General features: G+C 70.9%; 20 protein-coding genes. 7 read left to right on the top strand and 13 right to left on the bottom strand.

The window, feature by feature from the left end; translation table 11 throughout:
• The first annotated feature begins 24 nt into the window (after positions 1-24).
• Genes IE212_RS25230 through IE212_RS25220 form a run of 3 tightly spaced genes read left to right on the top strand, consistent with a single transcriptional unit; the run spans position 25 to position 3,557 of the window.
• Complete coding sequence (locus IE212_RS25230) at positions 25-1,350, top strand: ABC transporter substrate-binding protein (RefSeq protein ID WP_190200229.1); 1,326 nt, start codon at positions 25-27, stop codon at positions 1,348-1,350.
• A 6-nt stretch (positions 1,351-1,356) separates the two neighbouring features.
• The gene (locus IE212_RS25225) at positions 1,357-2,721 is read left to right on the top strand and encodes an ABC transporter permease (RefSeq protein WP_190200228.1); all 1,365 of its coding nucleotides are present in this window, start codon (positions 1,357-1,359) and stop codon (positions 2,719-2,721) included.
• Complete coding sequence (locus IE212_RS25220; RefSeq protein ID WP_190200227.1) at positions 2,718-3,557, top strand: carbohydrate ABC transporter permease; 840 nt, start codon at positions 2,718-2,720, stop codon at positions 3,555-3,557. Before IE212_RS25225 ends, IE212_RS25220 begins: the two co-directional genes overlap by 4 nt.
• Before the next feature lie 175 nt (positions 3,558-3,732).
• Here IE212_RS25220 and pgl read toward each other — a convergent pair whose 3' ends face one another.
• The 5 genes from pgl to tkt are packed head-to-tail and all read right to left on the bottom strand — an operon-like array spanning position 3,733 to position 10,428.
• Complete coding sequence (gene pgl / locus IE212_RS25215; RefSeq protein WP_190200226.1) at positions 3,733-4,518, bottom strand: 6-phosphogluconolactonase; 786 nt, start codon at positions 4,516-4,518, stop codon at positions 3,733-3,735.
• A complete protein-coding gene (gene opcA / locus IE212_RS25210) occupies positions 4,515-5,663 on the bottom strand; it encodes a glucose-6-phosphate dehydrogenase assembly protein OpcA (protein WP_190200225.1) in 1,149 nt (382 codons plus the stop codon). The genes pgl and opcA overlap by 4 nt, the downstream gene beginning before the upstream one ends.
• Positions 5,660-7,183, bottom strand: coding sequence for a glucose-6-phosphate dehydrogenase (zwf, locus tag IE212_RS25205; RefSeq protein ID WP_190200224.1), 1,524 nt, complete (start codon positions 7,181-7,183; stop codon positions 5,660-5,662). The genes opcA and zwf overlap by 4 nt, the downstream gene beginning before the upstream one ends.
• 4 nt (positions 7,184-7,187) lie before the next feature.
• Positions 7,188-8,306 carry a transaldolase gene (gene tal / locus IE212_RS25200; RefSeq protein WP_190200223.1) on the bottom strand — a complete coding sequence of 373 codons (1,119 nt, stop codon included), beginning with the start codon at positions 8,304-8,306 and terminating at the stop codon, positions 7,188-7,190.
• 34 nt (positions 8,307-8,340) lie between these two features.
• Positions 8,341-10,428, bottom strand: a complete 2,088-nt coding sequence (gene tkt / locus IE212_RS25195) for a transketolase (RefSeq protein ID WP_190200222.1) — start codon at positions 10,426-10,428, stop codon at positions 8,341-8,343.
• A gap of 384 nt (positions 10,429-10,812) precedes the next feature.
• On the opposite strand from tkt, the gene IE212_RS25190 reads away from it, so the two are divergent.
• From IE212_RS25190 to IE212_RS25180, 3 genes are all read left to right on the top strand, one after another.
• A complete protein-coding gene (locus tag IE212_RS25190) occupies positions 10,813-11,730 on the top strand; it encodes a heme o synthase (protein ID WP_190200238.1) in 918 nt (305 codons plus the stop codon).
• A gap of 69 nt (positions 11,731-11,799) precedes the next feature.
• Complete coding sequence (locus IE212_RS25185; protein ID WP_190200221.1) at positions 11,800-12,132, top strand: hypothetical protein; 333 nt, start codon at positions 11,800-11,802, stop codon at positions 12,130-12,132.
• 147 nt (positions 12,133-12,279) lie between these two features.
• Positions 12,280-13,386: an amidohydrolase family protein gene (locus IE212_RS25180; protein ID WP_190200220.1), complete on the top strand. Its 1,107-nt coding sequence runs from the start codon at positions 12,280-12,282 to the stop codon at positions 13,384-13,386.
• A gap of 20 nt (positions 13,387-13,406) precedes the next feature.
• Here the strand turns inward: IE212_RS25180 and IE212_RS25175 are convergent, their stop codons facing one another.
• The 4 genes from IE212_RS25175 to IE212_RS25160 are packed head-to-tail and all read right to left on the bottom strand — an operon-like array spanning position 13,407 to position 17,003.
• A complete protein-coding gene (locus IE212_RS25175; RefSeq protein WP_190200219.1) occupies positions 13,407-14,414 on the bottom strand; it encodes a COX15/CtaA family protein in 1,008 nt (335 codons plus the stop codon).
• Positions 14,415-14,468: 54 nt separating this feature from the next.
• Complete coding sequence (locus IE212_RS25170) at positions 14,469-15,185, bottom strand: ABC transporter permease (RefSeq protein WP_229864579.1); 717 nt, start codon at positions 15,183-15,185, stop codon at positions 14,469-14,471.
• 50 nt (positions 15,186-15,235) lie between these two features.
• A complete protein-coding gene (locus IE212_RS25165; RefSeq protein ID WP_190200217.1) occupies positions 15,236-16,159 on the bottom strand; it encodes an ABC transporter ATP-binding protein in 924 nt (307 codons plus the stop codon).
• A gap of 31 nt (positions 16,160-16,190) precedes the next feature.
• Positions 16,191-17,003: an AAC(3) family N-acetyltransferase gene (locus tag IE212_RS25160; protein WP_190200216.1), complete on the bottom strand. Its 813-nt coding sequence runs from the start codon at positions 17,001-17,003 to the stop codon at positions 16,191-16,193.
• Between the two features lie 228 nt (positions 17,004-17,231).
• Between IE212_RS25160 and IE212_RS25155 the strand changes: the two genes are divergently transcribed.
• Complete coding sequence (locus IE212_RS25155) at positions 17,232-18,119, top strand: glycoside hydrolase family 16 protein (protein ID WP_229864577.1); 888 nt, start codon at positions 17,232-17,234, stop codon at positions 18,117-18,119.
• 24 nt (positions 18,120-18,143) lie between these two features.
• Here the strand turns inward: IE212_RS25155 and IE212_RS25150 are convergent, their stop codons facing one another.
• The 4 genes from IE212_RS25150 to IE212_RS25135 are packed head-to-tail and all read right to left on the bottom strand — an operon-like array spanning position 18,144 to position 23,198.
• Entirely contained in the window at positions 18,144-20,240 is a 2,097-nt protein-coding gene (locus IE212_RS25150) for a GAF domain-containing sensor histidine kinase (protein WP_190200214.1), read from the bottom strand.
• Positions 20,237-21,730 carry a glycosyltransferase family 2 protein gene (locus IE212_RS25145; RefSeq protein WP_229864576.1) on the bottom strand — a complete coding sequence of 498 codons (1,494 nt, stop codon included), beginning with the start codon at positions 21,728-21,730 and terminating at the stop codon, positions 20,237-20,239. The genes IE212_RS25150 and IE212_RS25145 overlap by 4 nt, the downstream gene beginning before the upstream one ends.
• Positions 21,727-22,827, bottom strand: a complete 1,101-nt coding sequence (locus IE212_RS25140) for a HEAT repeat domain-containing protein (protein ID WP_190200213.1) — start codon at positions 22,825-22,827, stop codon at positions 21,727-21,729. The genes IE212_RS25145 and IE212_RS25140 overlap by 4 nt, the downstream gene beginning before the upstream one ends.
• The gene (locus IE212_RS25135; RefSeq protein WP_190200212.1) at positions 22,824-23,198 is read right to left on the bottom strand and encodes a response regulator transcription factor; all 375 of its coding nucleotides are present in this window, start codon (positions 23,196-23,198) and stop codon (positions 22,824-22,826) included. The genes IE212_RS25140 and IE212_RS25135 overlap by 4 nt, the downstream gene beginning before the upstream one ends.
• Positions 23,199-23,202 lie beyond the last annotated feature (4 nt).

Here is a 23,202-nt window from a genome sequence, read left to right as displayed (position 1 = left end):
CAACTTCCCGAAGGGACATCAACGATGATGCGACGACGTACCACCCTGCTCACCGGCTGCACCGCCCTCGTCCTGGCACTCGGCGCGACCGCCTGCGGCGGCGGCCCCGTCTCGGCGGGCGGCGGCGACAAGGCACTCAGCGGCCAGACGGTCACCGTGGCCGGTGTCTGGTCCGGCACCGAGCAGAAGAACTTCCAGAAGGTGCTGGACGCCTTCACCGAGAAGACCGGCGCCAAGACGCAGTTCACGTCCACCGGCGACAACGTCTCCACCGTCGTCGGCAGCAAGATCGAGGGCGGTAACGCCCCCGACGTGGTGATGGTCCCGCAGGTCGGCGTGCTCAAGCAGTTCGCGGAGAAGGGCTGGCTCAAGCCCCTGTCGAAGAAGACGCAGGCATCCGTCGACGCCAACTACGCCGACGTCTGGAAGAACTACGGCACCGTCGACGGCACCCTCTACGGCCTGTACTTCAAGGCCGCCCACAAGTCGACCGTCTGGTACAGCCCCGACGCCCTCACCCAGGCCGGTGTGAAGCCGCCGAAGTCCTACGACGAGATGCTGAAGGCCGGGCAGACGGTGTCGGACTCCGGCCTCGCCGCGTTCTCCGTCGCCGGGCAGGACGGCTGGACCCTCACCGACTGGTTCGAGAACGTCTACCTCTCCCAGGCCGGACCCGAGAAGTACGACGCCCTCGCCGCGCACAAGCTGAAGTGGACCGACGCCTCCGTCGTCGACGCCCTCACCACGCTCGGCAAGCTCTTCAAGGACAAGCAGCTCATCGCGGGCGGCCAGAAGGGCGCCCTGAACACCGACTTCCCCGGCTCGGTGGAGAAGGTGTTCGGGCCCGAGCCCGAGGCCGGCATGGTCTACGAGGGCGACTTCGTCGCCGGCGTCGCCAAGGACCAGTTCGGCAAGACCATCGGCGAGGACGCGAACTTCTTCCCGTTCCCGGCCGTCGGCGGCGGCGAGGCACCGGTCGTCAGCGGCGGTGACGCCGCCGCCGTCCTCAAGGACGGCAAGAACCAGAAGGCCGCCCAGGCCCTCCTGGAGTACCTGGCGACCCCGGAGGCCTCCGCGGTGTGGGCCCAGGCGGGCGGCTTCCTCTCCCCGAACAAGAAGCTCGACCTCGCCGAGTACGGCGACGACGTCACCCGGGCCACCGCCAAGTCCCTCGTCCAGGCCGGGGACTCGGTCCGCTTCGACATGTCCGACCAGGCCCCGGCGGCCTTCGGCGGCACGAAGGGCGCCGGCGAGTGGAAGCTCCTGCAGGACTTCCTGCGCGACCCCTCCGACCCGAAGGGCACCGCGGCGAAGCTGGAGGCCGCGGCGGCCAAGGCGTACCAGGACTGATACCCGATGACAGCCACCCTCGTGAAAAAGACGAGCCCTCCCGCGCCGCCCGGCCCGGTCGCCGACCGCACCCGGCGACTGCGGCGGCGCGGCAAGGCAGTCGCCCTGCTGTTCGTCTTCCCCGCGCTGCTGCTGCTCGGCGCGCTCGTCGTCTACCCCGTGCTGTTCAGCATCGGCCGCAGCTTCTTCGACGCCTCCGGCACGACCTTCGTCGGCGGCGACAACTACACCGAGATGTTCCGCGACCCGGCGACCCTGAACGCCGTCCGCAACACGGCCATCTGGGTCGTGGTGGCCCCCGCGCTGCTCACCGGGCTCGGCCTGATCCTGGCCGTCCTGGTGGAGAAGGTCCGCTGGGCCACCGCCTTCAAGCTGCTCCTCTTCATGCCGATGGCGGTCTCCTTCCTCGCCGCCGGCATCATCTTCCGGCTCGCCTACGACGAGGACCCGGACAAGGGGGTCCTCAACGCGGCGGTCGTCTCCGTCCACGACGCCTTCGAGAGCTCGTCCTCCTACCCGACCGCCCGGGCGCGTGACGGGCAGGGGCTGACGAAGGAGAAGGACGGCTCGTACCGCACGAGCACGGCCGTCTCGCCCGGGGACGCGGTGACGCTGGGCCTGGTCGGCGTGCAGCCGGGCGACCTGCCCGGCGACGCCCGGCCCGCGTCCGCGGCCGCGGGACAGAAGGCCGCCCCCGGCGAACTGCGCGGTGTCGTCTACCTCGACTTCACGCCCGGCGGGGGAGGGGAACAGGGCAAGGTCGACGCGCGGGAGAGCGGACTGCCCCAGATGAAGGTCGAGGCGGTGCGCGAGGGCAAGGCGGTCGCCACGGCCACCACCGCCTCCGACGGATCCTTCCGCTTCGAGAACCTCGAACCGGGCTCCTACCAGGTGAAACTGCCGTCGTCCAACTTCGCCCCGCCCTACGAGGGCGTCTCCTGGCTCGGACCGGCGCTCGTCACGCCGGCGATCATCGGGGCGTACCTGTGGATCTGGACCGGCTTCGCCATGGTGCTGATCGGAGCGGGCCTGTCGACGCTGCCCAGGGACGCGCTGGAGGCGGCGCGGATGGACGGCGCCAACGAGTGGCAGATCTTCCGGCGGATCACGGTGCCGCTGCTGGCACCGGTGCTGACGGTCGTCTTCGTGACGCTGGTGATCAACGTGATGAAGGTCTTCGACCTCGTCTACATCATCGCGCCCGGGCCGGTGCAGGAGGACGCGACCGTGCTCGCGACGCAGATGTGGCTGGTGTCGTTCGGCGGCGGCAACAACCAGGGGCTCGGCAGCGCGCTCGGTGTGCTGCTCCTGCTGCTGGTGGTCCCGGCCATGGTGTTCAACGTCCGCCGTTTCCGAGGGAGTCAGCGATGAACGCGGTCCGGCGCGGATTGGGCAACGGGGTCGTCCAGGCCTTCCTCGTGGTGGTGGGCCTGGTGTGGATGACGCCGCTGGCGGGGCTGTTCCTGTCCTCGCTGCGGTCCGCCGAGGACACCGCGAAGGGCGGCTGGTGGACGGTGTTCACCAGTCCCGGGCAGCTGTCCTTCGACAACTACTCCTCGCTGCTGCAGAACGCGGGCATCACGCAGGCGTTCTGGAACACGGTGCTGATATCGGTGCCGGCGACCTTGCTGGTCGTGGTGATCGCGGCGCTCGCCGGGTACGCCTTCGCGTGGCTGGACTTCCCCGGACGGGAGGCGATCTTCCTGGTCGTGGTCGCGCTGCTGGTGGTGCCCGTGCAGATCGGACTGCTGCCGGTGGCGAAACTCTTCGGGCAGCTGGGGCTGTTCGGCACGATCCCCGGTGTCGTCCTCTTCCACGTCGCCTACGGCCTGCCCTTCGCGGTGTTCCTGCTGCGGAACTACTTCGCCGAGATGCCGAAGGAGATGCTGGAGGCGGCCCGGATGGACGGCGGCACCGAGTGGCGCATCTTCACGCGGCTCGTCCTGCCCGTGGGGCGGCCCGCGATCGCCTCGCTGGCCATCTTCCAGTTCCTGTGGGTGTGGAACGACATGCTGGTGGCGTTGCTGTTCGCGGACAGTGCGTCGCAGCCGCTGACGGTGGAACTCCAGTCGCAGATCCGCCAGTTCGGCAGCAACATCGACGTCCTGGCGCCGGGGGCGTTCGTGTCCCTGGTCGTCCCCGTCGTCGTGTTCTTCGCGTTCCAGAGGCACTTCGTGCAGGGCGTCATGGCCGGGTCGGTCAAGTAGCCGGTACCCGAAGCGGTACCAGGGGGCTCCGCCCCCTGGACCCCCGCCTATGCCCACCCGCCACCCGAAACGGCCCTTGAATGGGGCAACCGGCGAGTCCGGCCTCTTGGCCGACTGCTTCGGGTGGTGGGTGGGCGAAGGCCCGGGGGTCCAGGGGGCGGAGCCCCCTGGTGGCCTAAGCCGAAGCCGGCGGGTACAGCGAACGCGGCAGTTGCGAAGCCGCCGCCCCGTCCAGCAGCCACAGCGTCCGGCTGCGGCCGTACGCCCCGGCCGCAGGGGCCTGGATCTCGCCCGCGCCCGACAACGCGATCGCCGCCGCCCGCGCCTTGTCCTCCCCGGCCGCGAGAAGCCACACCTCACGGGCGGCACGGATCGCCGGCAGCGTCAGCGTCACCCGCGTCGGCGGCGGCTTGGGCGCGCCGTGGACGCCCACGACCGTACGCTCCGTCTCGCGCACCGCCGGCAACTCCGGGAACAACGACGCGACATGCGTGTCCGGCCCGACGCCCAGCATCAGCACGTCGAACGTCGGCACGGGGCCGTGGTTCTCCGGGCCCGCCGCTCCCGCCAGTTCCTCCGCGTACGCGGCCGCCGCCGCTTCCACGTCGTCGCCGTGCGGGCCGTCCGACGCCGGCATCGCGTGCACCCGCTTCGGATCGAGCGGCACCGCGTCCAGCAGGGCCTCCCGCGCCTGCGTGACGTTGCGCTCCGGGTCGCCCTCAGGCAAGAACCGCTCGTCACCCCACCAGAGGTCGAGCCGGCTCCAGTCGACGGCGTCCCGGGCGGGCGCCGCGGCCAGGGCGGCCAGCAGGCCGTTGCCGTTGCGGCCGCCCGTCAGGACCACGGACGCCGAGCCCCGGGAGGCCTGCGCGTCCACGATCCTGGTGATCAGCCGGGCCGCCGCGGCCTGTGCCATCAGCTCCTTGTCGCGGTGCACGACCAGCTGCGGTGCCGTACTCACTTCGCCGTCGACCTCCGTACCGGTTCCAACTCGGGCGGTTCCTGCTTCACCGGTGCCTGCGCCGTCGCCTCCGCGGCGGGTGCTTTCGCAGCCTTCTCGACGGGAGCGGGGAGCGCGAGCCGTCCCCCTTCGCCGCCTCGTTCGCCGCTTTTGGGTTCTCCTTTGGCCACCGGCTCCTCCAGCGAAGCGCGCGGCGCCGGCGGCGCCGGAGCCGACCAGGAGGACTTCAGCCGGTCCACCCCGTACCGCAGCGCCGACGCGTAGGTGTCGTCCGGGTCGAGCCGCCGCAGCTCCTCCGCGATCAGCTCGGCGGTGTCCCGGCGCTTGAGCGCCACCGCGCGGTCCGGCTGGCCCTCGATGGAGAGCGTCGCCAGGGAGCCGTCGGCGCGGTCCAGGTTGATCGGGCCGCAGTTGGTGGTCATGCGGACCGCCGTGAGACCCGGGCCGCTGGACAGGGAGCGCTTCACGGGCACGTCCAGCCGGTCCGCGAGCCACATCGCCAGCAGCTCGCAGCTCGGGTTGAACTCCTCGCCCTCCACCTCGACCGCCCTGACCTCGCAGGCGACCTGGTCGAGCGCCGCCGCCAGCATCGAGCGCCAGGGCGTGATGCGGGTCCAGGACAGGTCGGTGTCGCCGGGGGTGTAGGTCCCCGACCGGGTGGCCAGGTCCCGTACCGGCTGCTCGGAGGCGTACGTGTCGGTGACACGGCGCTGGGCGAGGGCACCCAGGGGGTCCTTCGCCGGGTCGAGCGGCGCGTTCACCGGCCACCACACCACCACCGGGGCGTCCGGCAGCAGCAGCGGCAGCACCACCGACTGGGCGTGCTCGGCCACCTCGCCGTACAGCCGCAGTACCACCGTCTCGCCCGTGCCGGCGTCCGCGCCGACCCGGACCTCCGCGTCCAGGCGGGACTGCGTACGGTCGCGGGGCGAGCGGGAGACACGCCGGATGACGACGAGCGTGCGCGAGGGGTGCTCGTGCGCGGCGTCGCTCGCGGCCTTCAGCGCGTCGTAGGCGTTCTCCTCGTCCGTCACGATGACCAGAGTGAGCACCATGCCGACCGCCGGGGTGCCGATCGCCCGGCGACCCTGCACCAGCGCCTTGTTGATCTTGCTGGCGGTGGTGTCCGTGAGGTCAATTTTCATGGCCGGCGCCAGCTCCGTCCGTGTCGCTCGAGCATTTCGTCCGCCTCGGCGGGCCCCCAGGTACCGGCCGGGTACTGGGCGGGCTTGCCGTTGTTGTCCCAGTACTCCTCGATCGGGTCGAGGATCTTCCAGGACAGCTCGACCTCCTCGGTGCGCGGGAAGAGGTTCGAGTCACCGAGAAGGACGTCCAGGATGAGACGCTCGTACGCCTCCGGGCTGGACTCCGTGAAGGACTCGCCGTACGCGAAGTCCATCGACACGTCCCGGATCTCCATCGACGTGCCCGGCACCTTCGAGCCGAAGCGGACCGTCACACCCTCGTCCGGCTGGACGCGGATGACGATCGCGTTGGAGCCGAGCTCCTCGGTGGCGGTCGAGTCGAAGGGGGAGTGCGGGGCCCGCTGGAACACGACCGCGATCTCGGTGACGCGGCGGCCCAGGCGCTTGCCGGTGCGCAGGTAGAAGGGGACGCCCGCCCAGCGGCGGTTGTCGATCTCCAGCTTGATCGCGGCGTAGGTGTCGGTCTTGGAGGAGGCGTCGATGCCGTCCTCCTCCAGGTAGCCGCGCACCTTGGTGCCGCCCTGCCAGCCCGCCGCGTACTGGGCGCGCACGGTGTCCCGGCCAAGGTCCTTGGGCAGCTTCACCGCGCCGAGCACCTTGGTCTTCTCGGCGGCCAGCGCGTCCGCGTCGAAGGAGGAGGGCTCCTCCATGGCGGTGAGCGCCAGGAGCTGGAGGAGGTGGTTCTGGATGACGTCGCGGGCGGCGCCGATGCCGTCGTAGTACCCGGCCCGGCCGCCGATGCCGATGTCCTCGGCCATGGTGATCTGCACGTGGTCCACCAGGGACCGGTTCCAGATCGGTTCGAACATCGTGTTGGCGAAGCGCAGCGCCAGGATGTTCTGGACGGTCTCCTTGCCCAGGTAGTGGTCGATGCGGAAGACCTGCTCCGGCGCGAAGACCTCGTGGACGACCTTGTTGAGCTCCTCGGCCGACTTCAGGTCGTGCCCGAACGGCTTCTCGATGACCGCGCGCCGCCAGGAGCCGCCCTTCTGGTCCGCCAGCCCGTGCTTCTTCAGCTGCTGGATGACCACCGGGAAGGACTTCGGTGGCACCGACAGGTAGAAGGCGAAGTTGCCGCCCGTGCCCTGGGCCTTGTCCAGCTCCTCGATCGTGGAGCGCAGCCGCTCGAACGCGTCGTCGTCGTCGAACGTGCCCTGCACGAAGCGCATGCCCTGGATGAGCTGCTGCCAGACCTCCTCGCGGAAGGGCGTCCGGGCGTGTTCCTTGACCGCGTCGTGCACTTCCTGGGCGAAGTCCTCGTGCGCCCACTCGCGGCGCGCGAAGCCCACCAGCGAGAAGCCCGGCGGGAGCAGACCCCGGTTGGCGAGGTCGTACACGGCGGGCATGAGCTTCTTGCGCGACAGGTCGCCCGTGACACCGAAGATGACCAGGCCCGACGGCCCCGCGATACGCGGGAGCCGTCGGTCCGCCGGGTCACGCAGCGGGTTGCTGCTCGACACCTGTTCAGCCCTCCGAGGGGGCGAGGCGCTGAAGTTCGGCCTCGGTCGACTTCAGCAGGTCGGTCCAGGAGTCCTCGAACTTCTGGACGCCTTCCTCCTCCAGCAGCCGCACCACGTCGTCGTACTTGATCCCGAGCCTCTCGACGGCGTCGAGGTCGGCCCGGGCCTGCTCGTACGTGCCGGCGACGGTGTTGCCGGTGATCTCGCCGTGGTCCTCGGTGGCCAGCAGGGTGGCCTCCGGCATGGTGTTCACCGTGTTCGGAGCGACCAGCTCGGTGACGTACATGGTGTCGCTGTACGCCTTGTCCTTCACGCCGGTCGACGCCCACAGCGGACGCTGCTTGTTGGCGCCGGCCTTCTCCAGCGCGTTCCAGCGGTCCGAGGAGAAGACCTCCTCGTACGCCTGGTAGGCCAGCCGGGCGTTGGCGACGGCGGCCTTGCCGCGCAGCGCCTTGGCCTCGTCGGTGCCCAGCGCGTCGATCCGCTTGTCGATCTCGGTGTCCACACGGGAGACGAAGAACGAGGCCACGGAGTGGATCTGCGACAGGTCCAGGCCGCGCTCCTTGGCCTTCTCCAGGCCGGTCAGGAACGCGTCCATGACCAGGCGGTAGCGCTCCAGGGAGAAGATCAGCGTGACGTTGACGCTGATGCCCAGGCCGATGGTCTCGGCGATGGCCGGGATGCCCGCCTCGGTCGCCGGGATCTTGATCAGGGTGTTGGGCCGGTCCACCAGCCAGGCGAGCTGCTTGGCCTCGGCGACCGTGGCCCGCGTGTTGTGCGCGAGGCGCGGGTCGACCTCGATCGAGACCCGGCCGTCCTTGCCGCCGGTGGCGTCGAAGACGGGGCGCAGGACGTCGGCGGCGTCGCGGACGTCCGCCGTGGTGATCATGCGGATGGCCTCTTCGACGGTGACCTTGCGGGCGGCGAGGTCGGTCAGCTGCGTGTCGTAGCCGTCGCCCTGTGAGATCGCCTTCTGGAAGATCGACGGGTTGGTGGTGACGCCCACGACGTGCTGCTGGTCGATCAGCTCGGCGAGGTTGCCGGACGTGATCCGCTTGCGCGACAGGTCGTCCAGCCAGATCGCGACGCCCTCCTCGGAGAGGCGCTTCAGTGCGTCTGTCATGGAAATTCCATCTCCTACGTGTCGTATATGAGCGTCAGCGCTGAGCTGCGGCGATCGATTCCCGGGCGGCGGCGGCCACGTTCTCGGCGGTGAAGCCGAACTCCCGGAAGAGCACCTTGCCGTCGGCCGAAGCACCGAAGTGCTCCAGGGAAACGATGCGGCCGGCGTCCCCCACGTACTTGTGCCAGGTGAGACCCACGCCGGCCTCCACCGCGACACGAGCCCGGACGGACGGCGGCAGGACGCTGTCCCGGTACCCCTGGTCCTGCTGCTCGAACCACTCCACAGAGGGCATGGACACGACGCGCGTGGGCACGCCGGCGCCCTGGAGCTGCTCGCGCGCCTCGACGGCGACGTGCACTTCCGAGCCGGTGGCGATGAGGATGACCTCGGGCTCGCCACCGTCGGCCTCGAAGAGGACGTAACCACCCTTGGCGGCATCGTCGTTGGGCTCGTACGTCGGCACGCCCTGACGGGTCAGCGCCAGGCCGTGCGGCTGGCCCTTGCCGAACTCCTTCGTCCAGCGCCTGAGGATCTCGCGCCAGGCGATCGCGGTCTCGTTGGCGTCCGCGGGGCGCACGACGTTCAGGCCCGGGATGGCGCGCAGCGACGCGAGGTGCTCGACCGGCTGGTGGGTCGGGCCGTCCTCGCCGAGGCCGATGGAGTCGTGCGTCCACACGTACGTCACCGGCAGGTGCATCAGCGCCGACAGCCGCACCGCGTTGCGCATGTAGTCGGAGAAGACCAGGAACGTGCCGCCGTAGATCCGGGTGTTGCCGTGCAGCGCGATGCCGTTCATCTCGGCGGCCATCGCGTGCTCGCGGATACCGAAGTGGATCGTGCGGCCGTACGGGTCGGCCTCCGGCAGCGGGTTGTCCGCCGGGAGGAAGGAGCTGGTCTTGTCGATCGTGGTGTTGTTGGAGCCCGCCAGGTCCGCCGAGCCGCCCCACAGCTCGGGAATGACCCCGCCGAGCGCCTGGAGCACCTTGCCGGAGGCGGCACGCGTGGCCACGCCCTTGCCGACCTCGAAGACCGGGATCTTCTCCTCCCAGCCGGTGGGCAGCTCACCCCCCGCGATCCGGTCGTACTCGGCGGCCCGCTCGGGGTTGTTGTCCCGCCACTGCTGGTACGCCTTCTCCCACACCGCGCGGGCCGCCTGGCCCCGCTCCAGCGCCTTGCGGGTGTGCGTGATGACCTCGTCGGAGACCTCGAAGCTCTGCTCCGGGTCGAAGCCCAGCACGCGCTTGGTGGCGGCGACCTCGTCGTCGCCCAGCGCGGAGCCGTGCGCCGCCTCGGTGTTCTGCGCGTTGGGGGCCGGCCAGGCGATGATCGAGCGCATCGCGATGAAGGACGGCCGGTCCGTGACGGCCTTGGCCTTCTGGATCGCCTCGAAGATCGCGGCCGGGTCCAGGTCGCCGTTCTCCTGCGGCTCGACGCGCTGCACGTGCCAGCCGTAGGCCTCGTAGCGCTTCACCGTGTCCTCGGACACGGCCGTCTCGGTGTCGCCCTCGATCGAGATGTGGTTGTCGTCCCACAGCAGGATCAGGTTGCCGAGCCTCTGGTGGCCCGCCATCGACGAGGCCTCGGCGGAGATGCCCTCCTGGAGGCAGCCGTCACCGGCGATGCAGTAGACGAAGTGGTCGAAGGGGGACTCGCCCTCGGCGGCCTCCGGGTCGAAGAGCCCGCGCTCGTAGCGGGCGGCCATCGCCATGCCCACCGCGTTGGCGACACCCTGCCCGAGCGGGCCGGTCGTCGTCTCCACACCGGTCGTGTGCCCGTACTCCGGGTGACCTGGGGTCTTCGAACCCCAGGTGCGGAAGGACTTCAGGTCGTCCAGCTCCAGGCCGAAGCCGGCCAGGTACAGCTGGGTGTAGAGGGTCAGGGACGAGTGGCCGGCGGACAGCACGAAGCGGTCGCGCCCGACCCAGTCGGCGTCCGCCGGGTCGTGCCGCATCACCTTCTGGAAGAGGGTGTAGGCGGCAGGCGCCAGGCTCATCGCCGTACCCGGATGGCCGTTACCGACCTTCTGTACGGCATCGGCGGCCAGGACACGCGCGGTGTCGACGGCCCGCTGGTCCAACTCGGTCCACTCGAGGTCTGTTGTGGTCGGCTTGGTGCTCACCCTGGGTCAGGGCTCCTCTCCACATGTCGGATGCCGGTGTATCGGGGCGCCCACCGGCCGCAGTCGAGCCTACCCCTGTGGGACGTGCGCTCTTCCGGGTCACTCAAGAGTGCCGGGACTCGTCCCGATACGCCTCCTGACTGGGCCGTACCGCGTTCGACAGGTGAATACGGAGCCGCTCATCCGGGTGCTCAATCGAGCTTCCGGGCGCCCTTCCGGAGCCCCCCGCCAACACGAGGCGACCCCCGCGGATGTCCGACTCTGGGCAACGTCTAAAGTGGCGTGGTACGCGCGAGCCTTTACCGGTACTTCACACGGGGTGGGGCTTGCTGGGATGTCTCTGTAGGGGTGTGCGTGACGGCCGTTGAATCCCGTCCAGCGGGGATGATCGGGACGGACCAGAGCCCGGCCCACCGGCCGTTCGGGGCCCGTGTCAAGGGGTTCGTGGCTCTCACCAAGCCACGGATCATCGAGCTGCTCCTGATCACCACGGTTCCGGTGATGTTCCTGGCTGAGCAGGGTGTGCCCGACCTGACGCTGGTGCTGCTGACCTGCCTCGGCGGCTACATGTCGGCGGGCGGCGCCAACGCCCTCAACATGTACATCGACCGCGACATCGACGCGCTGATGGACCGCACCTCGCAGCGTCCCCTGGTCACCGGCATGGTCAGCCCGCGCGAGTGCCTCGTCTTCGGCGTCACCCTGGCGATCACCTCCACCCTGCTCTTCGGTCTCACCGTGAACTGGCTGAGCGCCTGGCTGTCCCTGGGCGCGCTGCTCTTCTACGTGGTCGTCTACACGATGATCCTCAAGCGCCGCACCTCGCAGAACATCGTGTGGGGCGGCATCGCCGGCTGCCTGCCCGTGCTCATCGGCTGGTCGTCGGTCACGAACTCGATGTCGTGGGCGCCGGTCATCCTGTTCCTCGTCATGTTCTTCTGGACGCCGCCGCACTACTGGCCGCTGTCCATGAAGGTGAAGGAGGACTACGCGCGCGTGGGCGTGCCCATGCTGCCCGTGGTCGCCTCCAACAAGGTGGTCGCCAAGCAGATCGTGCTCTACAGCTGGGTCATGGTCGCCGTCTCGCTCCTGCTGACCCCCCTCGGCTACACGGGCTGGTTCTACACGGCGGTCGCCCTCCTGGCGGGCGGCTTCTGGCTCTGGGAGGCGCACGGGCTGCAGAACCGCGCGAAGGCGGAGATCACGGGCGCGAAGCTGAAGGAGATGCGCCTGTTCCACTGGTCGATCACCTACGTGTCGCTGCTCTTCGTGGCGGTCGCGATCGACCCCTTCCTGCGCTGACACACCGCTGACGTACGTCACACCACCCTGCCCTCGCGAGTCGATCTACTCGTGAGTAGCATCCTGGTCATGGCAGACACGCAGCAGGTTGACCCGAAGGCCGAGCGCAAGGTCGCCCGGCTCGCCAAGCAGATCACCTCCTTCTCCAAGGCCCACGGCGGCGCCGAGGGCCAGGTCGCCTACCTCGGCGAACGCGGCGCCCGAATCGTCCTGGTCGGCGAGGACGGCAACTGGGGCGACCTGGTCGCCCCCTCCTGCGAGATCGCGGAGAAGGCCGTGGAGAAGTCCGGCATCACCGCCCACGAGTCCTTCGACGGCGAGTTCGCGGCCAAGGTCAGGACCGGCCGCTACGAGTGGACGCGCATGGCCGGTATCCAGGTAGGCGGCCCGAAGAACAACTGACCTGAAAGGTGCGCGGGGAACTGCGCGAGCAACCGCACACCGCCCGCACCCGCCGAACAACACAGGCACCCCATCCCGGGACCGCGACCTCAGGCCCGCTTCACCCGTTAGGACCCGTAGAACAACACGGTCCACGGGGAGGCCAGGATGATCGAAACGCCGTCGCTGGTGGACCAGTACTGCCACGGAGTGCTCCGCACGGAGCTGGGCCTCGGAACCTTCGAGGCCCACCTCTCCCGCACCGAGGGCCCACCCGCCCCCGGCACCACGCTCTTCGACACCCAGACCGGGTTCGCCGTACGGCGCTGGTGCCCACCCCTGCTCGGCCTCGAACCGCACTGCGCCCCCGCCCAGTACATCGCCCGCCGCCGCGAACTCGGCGTCCTGGAGTCCGGCCGCCGGCTCCTGCGCGGCAGCGGCATCACCACGTACCTGGTCGACACCGGCCTCCCGGGCGACCTGACGGAACCCGGCGAACTGGCATCCGCCGGAGCCGCCGAGGCCCACGAGATCGTCCGTCTGGAACTGCTGGCCGAGCAGGTCGCCGACACCTCGGGAACCGTCGAGTCCTTCCTCGCCAACCTCGCCGAGTCCGTGCACGCCGCCGCCGCGAACGCCGTCGCCTTCACCTCCGTCGCGGGCGTACGGCACGGCCTCGCGCTCGCTCCTGAGCCGCCCGGACCGGGGGAGGTGCGGGGGGCCGCCGGCCGCTGGCTCGCCGGGCGCGGCGTCGGCGGGGAGCTGAGCGACCCGGTGCTGCTGCGGCATCTGCTCTGGAGTGCCGTCGCCTCGGGGCTGCCGCTCCAGCTGCACGCGGGGCTCGGCACGCCGGGCCTGCGCATCGACCGTACGGACCCGGTGCTGCTGACGGACTTCGTACGGGCAACCGCCGGCCTCGGCACGGACCTGGTCCTGCTGCACGGCTACCCGTACCACCGCAACGCCGCCCACCTGGCCGGCGTCTTCCCGCACGTCCACGTCGACTCCGGAGCCGCCCTGGTCCGCACCGGCGCCCGGGCCGCGACCGTCCTCGCGGAGATCCTGGAACTGGCCCCGTTCGGCAAGATCCTCTTCTCCAGCGGCGCCCAGGGCCTGCCCGAACTGCACGTGGTGGGTGCCCGCCTGTTCCGCGAGGCCCTCGGCCGGGTGCTGGGCACCTGGGTCGCCGAAGGCGCCTGGTCACTGACCGACGCCCAGCGGGTCGCGGGCATGCTGGCGTCGGGGAACGCGTGCCGGGTGTACGGACTCGGCTAGGGCCGCTTCCGCAACCGGTCCTAGGCTTTGGTCAGGTTCGCCTCGGCCGCGGGACCGGGCACGTCGGCCACGGCCTCCGGCCGCTCCCGCAGCGACAGCACCACCCGCAGCACCCAGATCCACATCACGGCCGAGCCGAGCATGTGCAGGCCGACCAGGACCTCCGGCAGGTCCGTGAAGTACTGGACGTAGCCGATGACGCCCTGCGCGAGCAGGATGAGGAACAGCTCGCGGGTGCGGCTCAGCGGGCCCTTGGGCGCGTCGACCGCCTTCAGGACGAACCACAGGGCGAACGTCAGCGTCACCACGATCCACGCCAGCACCGCGTGCAGCTTGGTCACCGTCTCCCAGTCGACCGGCATCCGCTCGACCTCGCTGGAGTCACCGGCGTGCGGTCCCGCGCCCGTGACGACCGTGCCGACCAGGATGAGCAGGACGGCGGCGGCGACCAGGAACCACACCAGCTGCTGCACGGCCTTGCCGACCAGCGGGCGCGGCGGCGCGTCGCCCTCGCGCACGCGCTGCCACATCACCGTGGCCACCGCGATCAGTGCCGACGTCGCCACGAAGTGGGCCGCGACCGTGTACGGGTTGAGGCCGACCAGTACGACGATGCCGCCGAGCACCGCGTTGCTCATCACGATCCAGAACTGCGCCCAGCCCAGCCGGACCAGGCCGCGCCGGTACGGCTTGGCCGAGCGCGCGGCGATGATCGCCCAGCCGACGGCGGCGCACAGCACGTAGGTGAGCATGCGGTTGCCGAACTCGATGGCGCCGTGGACGCCCATCTCACTGGTCGCGGTGAGCGAGTCGGCGGTGCACTTGGGCCAGGTCGGGCAGCCCAGACCCGAGCCGGTCAGCCGTACGGCTCCGCCGGTGACGACGATGAGTACCGACATCACGACGGCGGACAGAGCCGCGCGCCGGACCGTCCGGGGTTGCGGGGTCCAGCGGCCGGCGATGAAGGCGAGCGGGTTGCGCAGGGCCGCACTGGCGTCGGCGCGGGTCACGTTTGGCACGCGAACCATCGTAGGCGGCCGCTTGTGCATACGTTCACGAGGGTCCGTCACAGGACACCGTCCCTACTCCCAGCGGAAGAACTTCCCGGCCGCCGCCAGGCCCACGACAGCCCACACGGCCAGGATCCCGAGGTCCCCCCAGGGCATCCCGGCGCCGTGCTGGAGCACGTCCCGCAGCCCGTCGGACAGCGCGGAGATCGGCAGCAGCCCGAGCACGTCCTGCGCGCCGGAGGGGAACTTGTCGAGCGGCACGACGACCCCGCCGCCGACGAGCAGCAGCAGGAACACCAGGTTGGCCGCGGCGAGCGTCGCCTCGGCCTTCAGCGTCCCGGCCATCAGCAGGCCCAGGCCGGAGAAGGCCGCCGTACCGAGGACCAGCAGGAGCAGCACGGCGAACGGGTTGCCGTGCGGCGACCAGCCGAGCGCGAAGGCGATGACCGTCAGCAGCACCACCTGCAGCACCTCGGTGACCAGGACGGACAGCGTCTTCGCCGTCATCAGGCCCCACCGGGGCAGTGGGGAGGACGCGAGCCGCTTCAGCACGCCGTAGCGCCGCTCGAAGCCGGTCGCGATCGCCTGGCCGGTGAACGCGGTCGACATCACCGCGAGCGCGAGGACACCGGGCGCGAGGAAGTCCACCGCCTCACCCGCGCCCGTGTCGACGATGTCCACGGTGCTGAAGAGCACCAGGAGCAGGGTCGGGATGACGACGGTGAGCAGCAGCTGCTCGCCGTTGCGCAGCAGCATCCTCGTCTCGAGCGCGGCCTGGGCCGCGATCATGCGGGGGAGCGGCGCGGCCCCCGGCTTCGGCGCATAGGTGCCGGTGGCGGTCACGAACGCAGCTCCTTGCCGGTCAGTTCCAAGAAGACGTCCTCGAGGGTGTGCCGCTCCACCGAGATCTTCTCCGGCATCACGCCGTGCTGGGCGCACCAGGAGGTGACCGTCGCGAGCAGCTGGGGGTCGACCTTGCCGACGACCCGGTACGAACCCGGTGTCAGCTCGGCGGCCGAGCAGTCGGCGGGCAGGGCCTTCAGCAGCGAGCCGACGTCCAGGCCGGGGCGGCCGGAGAAGCGGAGCGTGTTCTCGGCGCCGCCCCGGCACAGCTCCTCCGGGGAGCCCTGGGCGATGACCCGGCCGGCGTCGATGATCGCCACGTCGTCGGCGAGCTGCTCGGCCTCGTCCATGTAGTGGGTGGTGAGGATCACCGAGACACCGTCGGCCCGAAGGTCCCGGATCAGGTCCCAGGTGGCCCGGCGGGCCTGCGGGTCGAGGCCCGCGGTCGGCTCGTCGAGGAACACCAGCTCGGGACGCCCGACCACGGCCATGGCGAGGGCGAGCCGCTGCTGCTGCCCGCCCGACAGCCGCCGGTAGGCCGTACGCCCGCAGGAGCCGAGGCCCAGGCGTTCGATGAGCCCGTCCACGTCCAGGGGGTGGGCGTGCAGCTTCGCCACGTGGCGGAGCATCTCGTCGGCGCGGGAGCCCGAGTAGACGCCGCCGGACTGGAGCATCACGCCGATCCTGGGCCGCAGGCGGCGGGAGTCCCCGACCGGGTCGAGGCCCAGGACGCGCACCGTGCCGGAGTCCGGCTTCCGGTACCCCTCGCAGGTCTCGACCGTGGTCGTCTTGCCCGCCCCGTTGGGTCCGAGCACGGCGGTCACGCCCTCCCGGGCCACCAGGTCGAGCCCGTCCACCGCGGTCTTCGGGCCGTACTGCTTCACCAGGGCCTGGACCTGGACCACGGGCTCACTTCGCATGAGTCCAGAGTCTAGGTACGCCGAACGGGGCTCAGACCCGGGGGTGCCGGAACTCCTCCTCACGAGGCCGGTGCAGCGCCAGCCACCGCTCGGCGTAGGCCACCGCCTCCGCCACCGGGAAAAGCCGCGCCTCGGCGGCCCCCACCTTTCCGCGTACGACGGGACGGTCCCGCTCGAAGTCGTAGCCCAGCTCGTCGAACCGGTCCGAGCTGATCGACACCTCGGTCACCGTCTCCCAGCCCTTCGGCCCCGGCCTGCCGACGACGACGCGCGGGGACGGTATGCGGTACTCGGCGAGGTGGAAGCTGGTGCAGGAGGCGTAGCCGGCGCCGAGCAGCAGGACCCGGGCGCCCAGCGCCTCCAGCTTCGCGAGCGGGCTGCGCTCGCCGAGCCGGCAGTCGGGCGCGTGCCCCTCGATCACCTCCGCCGCGTTCCGGCCGACCGCCGCGAACGAGGTCTGCGGGTGCGCGCTGCGCAGCGCCCCGGGCCAGGTGCGCACGGTCTCCGGGATGACGCCCACCCCGCGGCTGGGCGTGATGCGAGGGTCGTAGGCGGGCATGGTGGCGCGGATCGCCGGCCACCACTGAGGGGGCACGGGCGGATTGCTCCACAGCTCCGGGTCGGACAGGTCACCGGTCTGCGTCGGAACGACCAGCGTGCCCTGAGGTCCGAGCGCGTCGAGGAGCCCGCGCACCACCGCGACGGCACCGCCGTTGACCCAGCCGAGCGAGCGCAGCGACGAGTGCACGAGGAGGATCTCGCCGGGCCGCACGCCCAGCTCGCCCAGCTGCGTGCGCAGCGTGTCCCGAGTGAGAAGCGGGCCGGTCGGAGGGGGTGTGGACATGGTCCGTGAGTCTCCCCGAAGGGGCCTCGGCATGCCACCGGTTTGATCGTGCGGACATCCGCCCCCAGTGGAGGCCCTGGGCCGTTCGGGTGAACCAGTCATGTCCTGGACATGCCGATCTTCTGACGGCGCTTCACTGGCCATGGTCCGCCGGACCGGGCCGCGAACGCCTTCCGGCCCCTCGGGAAAGGCAGTTGACTCATGCTCAGAAACAGGCCGCTGTCCCGTATGAGAGCCGTTGCCGGGCTCATCGCCTCAGGGTTGCTGAGCGCAGCCCTCGTCGTCCTTCCGAGCCCGCGCGCGGACGCCCAGCCCGTCCTCGGGCCGGCGCTGTTCGACGACTTCGACTACACCGGCCACCTCGATCCGCGGCTCGCCCAGCGCGGCTGGACCCTGCGGTCCGGCAAGGGCGGGCCGGGCGTTCCCGGCGCCACCTGGAAGCCGCAGAACATCACCTTCGCCGCCGTGTCCGGCAACTCGATCATGACGATGCGCTCCGGGACCAACGGCACGGCGGCCGGAACCGAGCACACCGAGATCTACCAGCAGCGCAAGTTCCTGTACGGCACCTACGCCGCGCGCGTCCGCTTCAGCGACGTGCCGATCTACGGGCCGGACGGCGACCGCGTGGTGCAGACGTTCTTCACCATCTCGCCGCTGAACTACCCGATGGACCCGTCCTACAGCGAACTCGACTTCGAGTACCTGCCCAACGGCGGGTGGGGCATCCCCGGCAGCGCGCTGCTCGCCACCTCCTGGGAGACGTACTCGGAGGACCCGCCCCAGGAGGAGAACGTCAGCACCCAGGAGCGGGCGAGCTTCGCCGGCTGGCACGACCTGGTCATCACCGTCGACAGCACGGCCGTCACCTACTACATCGACGGCCGGGTCTTCGCCACCCACACCGAGCCGTACCTGCCCGAGTCGACCATGAGCATCCGCTTCAACCAGTGGCTGATCAACCTCCAGGGGGTCAGCAGCCGCAAGACCCGCGCGTACGAGGAACAGGTCGACTACGTGTACTACGCCCAGGACCAGGTGCTCAGCCCGGCCGAGGTGGAGGCCGCGGTCGACGACTACCGGACGCGGGGGGTGATGTTCGAGGACACCGTCTGAACCGGCGCGTACGGCGGGGCGGGCTCAGTCCCGGGAGGCCGCCCCGGAGGAGGTGGCGATCGGCAACCGGGCGGTGAAGGTGGTGCCGCGCCCCTCCCCGGAGTCGACCTCCAGCTCCCCGCCGTGGTTCGCCACGATGGTACGGACGATGGTCAGACCGAGGCCGGTGCCGGGGATGGCCGCCTCGGTGGCGTTGGAGGCGCGGAAGAACCGCTGGAAGAGCTTCTGCTGCTCGGCCTCCGGGATGCCGATGCCGGTGTCGCTCACGCTCAGGACCGCCTGGCCGTCCCGGGCCCCGGCTCGAACGGTCACCTTCCCGCCTGCCGGAGTGAACTTCACGGCATTGGAGAGCAGATTCATCAGAACCCGGTCGAGCTGGTCGCTGTCCGCCTCCAGCACCAGCGGACGGTCGGGGACGTGCTTCTCCACGGTGACGGAGGCCGACTCGGCGGCCGGCCGGATGGCGTCGGTCGCCGAGGCCACCAGCCGGCACAGGTCGACCGGTTCCCTCCTGGAGCCGAACACGCCCGACTCGATGCGGGAGAGGGTCAGCAGGTCCTCGATGAGCGCCCGCAGACGGTTGGCGTTGCGGTCGACGATGTCCAGCATGTGCCGCTGCGGCGGGGTCAGGGGACCGGTCTCCTCGTCCTCCAGCAACTCGATGTATCCGACGATGCTGGTCAAGGGGGTGCGCAGTTCGTGGGAGACGGTGGACAGGAAGTCGCTCTTGGCCTGGTCCAGGGCGCGCAGCTTCTCCACCAGCTGGGTTTCCCGCTGGTAGAGGAGCGCGGTGTGCAGGGCGCGGCCGACGCCGGAGGCCATGGACTCGGAGATGTCGATCTCCACCTCGCGCCAGGGGCGGTCCGGCCGGGTCCGGGCGAGGAAGAGGGCTCCGAGGGGCTGGTCGGCGACGCCGATCGGGACGACGAGCACGTTCACCAGGCCCAGCTTCTCGGCAGCGGCCCGGGCGTCCGGCGGCAGCCCCGCCTCCCCGTACGAACCGGGCGCCCCGGGCAGCGCGGCTCCCTCGGCCAGTACGGCGGGCAGATCGTTGCGACACCACGCTCTTCCCTGCCGGTAGTGTTCGCGCACCACATCGAGCGGAACCGGCGGAATCGGCTGTTCCTCCGGGGGCAGCAGACCCCTGTCCGCTGTCCAGGAGCGCGCCACACGAACGAGCGGGCCGTCCTCCTCGGCGAGCAGGACGAAGACGTGGTCGGCCTCCAGTCCTTCGCCGATCCCGGCGCACGCCGCGTCCAGGAGGTCGTCGACGTCCAGTCGCTCCCGGACGCGGATACCGATGTCCCGCGCGACCTGAGCCAGTCTGGCGCGCTCCTGCTCGATCGCCCGCAGCCGGTCACTCTCGTCGGCGAGCGCGTTCACCGACCGCGCCACGGTGCTGATCTCCAGCGGTCCCGCGGCCACCGCCCGCGCCGAGTGGTCGCCCGAGGCCAGCCGGTCGAGTGTCGCGGCGGTGCTCTGCAGGGGCCGGGTGAGGGAGCGGGTGGTGCGCACCGCCGCGAACACGGACAGCGTCCCGCCCGCCGTCAGCAGCACCCCGATGGCCAGCGAACTGCCGAAGAGGAAGTTCTGGGCCCCGTCCTCCAGGCGCTCCCTGTCGCCGGTGAGAACCGCGTCGAGCCGCCGGTTGGTCCTGTCGAAGGCCGAGAACCGCTGGGTCGCCTCGGTGGTCAGCCGCCTGGCGTCGGCGCTGCCGGGTGCCGCCTCGGCCTGCTGATCGGAGACCTGGACGTAGGCACCGAGCTGCCGGTCCTGGACGTCGAGATTCCGGCGGGCCGAGGGGGTGGCGATCTCGCGGGCCTGGGCCAGGGTGACGAAGGGCTCCCCGCGTATGCGGAGGTAGTCGCTGCGCGCAGCCGCGTCGCCGGTGAGCAGATAGGTGCGCACGGCACGGGTCATGCGGGTCACCTGGTCCCGCAGACGCGTGTTCTCGTTCAGCACCGGCTCCACCCGGGTGGTTCGGCTGTGCAGCTCCACGACCACCCACGAGGTGACCAGAGACCCCACGCCGAGGAGCAGGAGCACGGCGACCAGCAGCCCGAAGGTCATGGTGAGCCGGCGTCCCACGCAGACTTCGGACCGTCCTGGAGTGAATCTCATGCGCGGCCACCGCCCTCGGTCTCCCGCCGGGTCGTTCCGAATCCGCTGCGGCTCATGGCACCCCACACCCGAGGGGCCCCGCGCAGCGCGTCCCACATGCCGCGCAGCCGCCACCACGCCGTGAACTGGCGGTAGCCGAGGTTCTCGACGACCACGCCCACGAACGCACCCCACACGTCCCGCCACCGTGAGAAGCGGTGGTAGGCGTACTCCTCGACCGCGACCGACACCAGGCTGACGACCATCGCGTAGGCGTAGGCGGCGAGCAGGAAGCGCAGTAGGAAGTCCGTGTCGACGGCGCCGAGCAGCACGCCCAGGGGCACGAGGACGAGACCGGCGAGTTCGACCAGCGGAGCCATCAGCTCGAACAGCACGTAGAACGGCAGGGCCGTCAGGCCGACGCGGCCGTAGCGCGGGTTGCCGATCAGGCGACGGTGCTTGAGCAGGATCTCCGTCAGGCCGCGCTGCCACCGGCGCCGCTGACGTCCCAGCACCCGGAGGCTGGAGGGCGCCTCGCTCCAGGAGATCGGCTCGGTGACGAAGACGATGCGGTAGTCGCGGTGACCGAGTCCCTGCTCCCGCAGGTGCCGGTGCAGGCGGACGACGAGTTCGGCGTCCTCCCCGATGCAGTCCGGGTCCATGCCCCCCACCGCCACCACGGCGTCTCGCCGGAACAGGCCGAAGGCGCCGGCGATGATCAGCAGACCGCCGATCTTGGACCATCCGGTCCGGCCGAGGAAGAAGCCGCGCAGATACTCGACGACCTGTGCGCGTCCGAGCAGGTCGGGAGGCACGTGCACCTCGGCCACACGTCCGGCCTCGATGGTGCAGCCGTTGGCGATGCCGACCACTCCGCCGGTCGCCACCACCCGCAGCGGGTCGTCCCCGAACGGTTTGGCCACGGCGAGCAGGGCCTGGGAGTCGAGGATGGAGTCGGCGTCCACCATGCACACGAGCGGGTAGCGCGCCAGGTTGATCCCGACGTTCAGCGCGTCGGCCTTGCCGCCGTTGGCCTTGCGGGCCACGACCACGGGGATGGGCCCGCCCCTGGGCAGGTGCAGCGAGGTGACCTTGCCGCGCACGGGGACGTCCTCGGTGACCACATGGTCCACCTCGGCGAGGCCGAAGGCATCGGTGAGGGCTTCGAGCGTGCCGTCGGTGGAGCCGTCGTCCACGACGATCACCTCCAGCACCGGATAGTGCAGCAGCAGCATGGCCCGCACGGCCTCGGTGATGCCCGCCGCCTCGTTGTACGCGGGCATGATCACCGAGATGGGAGGGGTGAACGGGCTGGTGGCGGCGTCCTCGTAACCGGCGAAGGGAGCGCGGCGCACCCTCCTGACGAGCTCGCCGAGGGCGAGCAGGATCAGCACCAGGTAGCCGGTGTTGATGGCCAGGAAGTACAGGATGATCGCGGTGTCGGACACCGCGATCAGGCCGTGCAGCGTCCCCAGCAACCCGTCCCACATCTCGACGGGCGCGGCGTTCACAGGGCCACCTCGGCCAGGACGTCGTAGCGGGTGCCGCCGACGGCCGCCTCCGCGAGGGCGGCCCTGGCCTGCGCGGCGGCCCCGCCGTCCGAGCGGTCGTCCGCGGCCTCGCGCAGCGCCGTCTCGCCCGCAGGGCCGAGCCGCAGCAGGGCACGGGCGGCGGTGGCCGCCAGGTGCGGACGGTCGTCGCCGAGCAGCTCCGTCAGCGCCCGGGTCGCGGCGACGGCTCCCAGACGGCCCAGGGCCCCGGCGGCCACGATCCGCAGGGCGACGGGCTGACCGGGCCGGATGGCGGCCAGCAGCGGTTCCAGGCCTTCGGGCATGCCCAGCCGGCCCAGCGCCCGCGCAGCCCGGATCCGGACCTCGAGATCGGGGTCCGCGCGCAACACGTGGACGAGTTCGGGGGTGCGGGCGATCGCGCCGGTCACTCCGAGCACCTCGATGGCCACGGCCCTGACGAGGGGTGCGGGGTCACCGAGCCCCGCCGCCACGGGGGACCAGGCCTCGCGACCCATGGAGGCCACCGCGGCGGTGATTGTCGTGGGCGGCACGGTCCGCGCCCCGTGCAGGCTGTCCAGCAGGTGCGGTACGGCAAGGGGATCGGCGAGCCGCCCGAGTGCCCGTGCCGCGGCCATGCGCACCTCGTGGTCCCGGTCGTCGAGGAGGCGGCACAGCGCGGGGGCCGCCCGGCGGTACTGCAGCCGGCCGAGCACCTGTGCGGCGCGACCCCGCCGGGGCGCGCTGCGGCTGCGCAGATCGGCTACGGCCTGCGCGAGTGAGCCGTGCCGCTCGTAGAGCCGGACGAGCGCCGTGCGTGCTCTTCCGGACACCTTGCCCAGCATGGCCGCCACGGTCGGCTCCAGCGCGGCCCAGGTCTTCTTGTCGGTGTGTGCGATGCGGTCGATCAGGGCTTCCTGGTCGTCGTCCTGCGCGCACAGCAGTTCCAGGAGCAGACCGCGCACCGGCGCCGCGAGACGGCGGCGTCTGCGCCGGCGGTAACCGCGCACCCCGCGGATACCCGTGATCAGCAGACTCAGGACCAGCCCGACGGTCATCAGGTACAGCAGTGCCTGGGTGACGAGACCGAGGGAGATCACCGCTCTACCCGGGCGAGTACCGCGTTGACCCGGCTGGACAGCTCACGGGGGCTGAAGGGCTTGACGATGTAGTCGTCCGCGCCCGCCGCGAAACCGAGTTCGACATCTCCCTCCTGAGACCGGGCGGTGATCAGGATGACCGGGAGTGACGCGGTGCCCGGGGCGGAGCGCAGCTCCCGGCACACGTCAAGTCCCGACAGCCCCGGCATGCGGATGTCGAGGAGCGCGAGGTCCAGCGGTTGATCACGAACCACCCGCAGTGCCGCCAGCCCGTCCTCCACGGCCGCCACCTGGTGTCCGCTCTGCGTCAGCTTGAACGCCACGAGGTCCCGGATGTCGGCGTCGTCGTCGGCGATCAGGACATGAGCCATTACT

It is taken from the genome of Streptomyces djakartensis, assembly GCF_014651075.1.
Lineage (GTDB): Bacteria > Actinomycetota > Actinomycetes > Streptomycetales > Streptomycetaceae > Streptomyces > Streptomyces djakartensis.
The sequence above is the reverse complement of the archived record's forward strand: the minus strand, read 5'-3'. Positions and strand labels throughout refer to the sequence as shown.

Coding starts and splice junctions, on each gene's coding strand:
- IE212_RS25225 (WP_190200228.1), top strand. CDS start 1,357: ATGACAGCCACCCTCGTGAAAAAGACGAGCCCTCCCGCGCCGCCCGGC.
- IE212_RS25160 (WP_190200216.1), bottom strand. CDS start 17,003: ATGTCCACACCCCCTCCGACCGGCCCGCTTCTCACTCGGGACACGCTG.
- IE212_RS25220 (WP_190200227.1), top strand. CDS start 2,718: ATGAACGCGGTCCGGCGCGGATTGGGCAACGGGGTCGTCCAGGCCTTC.
- IE212_RS25180 (WP_190200220.1), top strand. CDS start 12,280: ATGATCGAAACGCCGTCGCTGGTGGACCAGTACTGCCACGGAGTGCTC.
- IE212_RS25170 (WP_229864579.1), bottom strand. CDS start 15,185: ATGATCGCGGCCCAGGCCGCGCTCGAGACGAGGATGCTGCTGCGCAAC.
- IE212_RS25135 (WP_190200212.1), bottom strand. CDS start 23,198: ATGGCTCATGTCCTGATCGCCGACGACGACGCCGACATCCGGGACCTC.
- IE212_RS25190 (WP_190200238.1), top strand. CDS start 10,813: ATGATCGGGACGGACCAGAGCCCGGCCCACCGGCCGTTCGGGGCCCGT.
- opcA (WP_190200225.1), bottom strand. CDS start 5,663: ATGAAAATTGACCTCACGGACACCACCGCCAGCAAGATCAACAAGGCG.
- IE212_RS25165 (WP_190200217.1), bottom strand. CDS start 16,159: ATGCGAAGTGAGCCCGTGGTCCAGGTCCAGGCCCTGGTGAAGCAGTAC.
- IE212_RS25175 (WP_190200219.1), bottom strand. CDS start 14,414: ATGGTTCGCGTGCCAAACGTGACCCGCGCCGACGCCAGTGCGGCCCTG.
- IE212_RS25185 (WP_190200221.1), top strand. CDS start 11,800: ATGGCAGACACGCAGCAGGTTGACCCGAAGGCCGAGCGCAAGGTCGCC.
- IE212_RS25230 (WP_190200229.1), top strand. CDS start 25: ATGATGCGACGACGTACCACCCTGCTCACCGGCTGCACCGCCCTCGTC.
- IE212_RS25155 (WP_229864577.1), top strand. CDS start 17,232: ATGAGAGCCGTTGCCGGGCTCATCGCCTCAGGGTTGCTGAGCGCAGCC.
- IE212_RS25150 (WP_190200214.1), bottom strand. CDS start 20,240: ATGAGATTCACTCCAGGACGGTCCGAAGTCTGCGTGGGACGCCGGCTC.
- tal (WP_190200223.1), bottom strand. CDS start 8,306: ATGACAGACGCACTGAAGCGCCTCTCCGAGGAGGGCGTCGCGATCTGG.